1 protein-coding gene is annotated in these 1,537 nt (G+C 60.8%); it reads right to left on the bottom strand.

Going from position 1 to position 1,537, the window contains the following annotated elements; genetic code table 11:
- The coding region (locus ACFYOW_RS49600) for an ice-binding family protein (RefSeq protein ID WP_387299174.1) at nt 1-818 on the bottom strand (818 nt) is incomplete at its 3' end.
- Nucleotides 819-1,537: the final 719 nt, after the last annotated feature.

Raw genomic sequence — 1,537 nt, 5'->3', positions numbered from 1 at the left:
GTTGTCGTTGTCGTTGTCGGCGGTGCTGTTGTCGTTGTCGTTGTCGGCGGTGCTGTAGTCGTGGACGTCGGTGGGATAGTGCAGTTGGGTCGGGTGATCCTGTTGTTGTCCAGGGTGACCGAGCCGTTTCGTGCCAACAGCCGTCCCTCCACGATGGTTCCGGTCTGCGCCGAGATCGAGGTCAACGCCATGATGGTTCCGACGAAGGTGGTGTTGGTGCCCAGTGTCGCGGAGCTACCCACCTGCCAGAAGACGTTGCACGGTGAGGCTCCGTTGATGAGGGCGACCGTGCTGTTGGATGCCGTGATCAACGTAGATCCCGCTTGGAAGATCCAGACCGAGTTGGGATCATTTTGCCCATCGAGGGTGACTGTCCCGGTTAGGCCCATGGGGCCCGCCGTGTTGTACACCCCCGCGACCAGTGTTTGGCCGCCGAGATCAGGGGGAGCGGCGGTGGCGGGACCGCGACCCGCGGCATCGTTATATGCCGTAGTCAGATCTGTTTGCGCTTGCAACGCCACCGCGTCGGCAGCGTGGAAGGTTCCCGTTCCGGGGGTAATAAGTCCCGGCGGGAACCCGGTAATAGCACTCCCCGGGCTGACCCCCACATCACCGGAGATGATCGTAGGCCCGGTGTTGGTGACCGTCTGGCCCGCCAATACCGCAAAGGACGCGGCTGTCCCCAACCCGACAGGGGGCTGGGCCGCTGACGCTATCCCATTGAAGATCAGCAGGACTGTGGCGGTCACAACCGTCACCGCGGCGATGATCAATCGTCCGACCGGACGCGCCCGGGGCGAGTTGGACGGCAATGTCACTGGTTTCCCTTCACCGTTGAACGGCACACGTGTGAATGTCACTGTGTGTCTTCGATACAACGCGGATGCCTGGATGGGTCGGCCCGTCGTGATTTGCCCACCACTGTTCTAGCAGTGTCCAAACCGCCCCGAACACGTCGATAAGTAGAAGCCAGAAATTAACCCATCCAAGGTCCATCGACTTACGAAGTACCTTTCGATGCCGATGCAGCGGGGCGATGCTCGCGTCAGTTTGCTTGCTACTGAATCGGTGTCACGGTCGAGCTCGCCACGGAAGTATCAGCGGTTCGCAAACACAGTGCGCGATCCCTCTTCTGGCGGGCGACCACGCAAGCGCCCTCGAGGACCGTCCTTGGGGGCACCACGAATCACCAAACAGGAAGAGGTTAAACAAACATGGGCGGTCTCCTCAGCGGTCTGCTGCCGATCGTGGGCAACCTTCTCACCGGTGTTGTCAGCGTTCTGGTCCACTCGCTGCTCTGACACGAATGTTTGCTTGCGGTCCGGCCCCCGACATCTCGAAACAGTCGGTCGGGGGTCGGGCCGCGAACAATTCGCTACGCCCCGATAGATAGGTGATCAACCGACCGAGAGGCCGTTCGAATGATCCTCCAGCCCGTAATCAACCTCGTCACAGGACTTCTCGCCGTCGTGGGAGACACAGTCCACTTTCTGACCGGCGGCCTGCTCTAGGGGCTATCACAACCCAGTGGGATGAA

Origin of the sequence: Nocardia sp. NPDC006982 (genome assembly GCF_042869435.1) — a bacterium.
Taxonomy (GTDB): Bacteria; Actinomycetota; Actinomycetes; order Mycobacteriales; family Mycobacteriaceae; genus Nocardia.
Note: the sequence above shows the minus strand (reverse complement) of the source record. Positions and strands in the feature narration are given on the sequence as shown.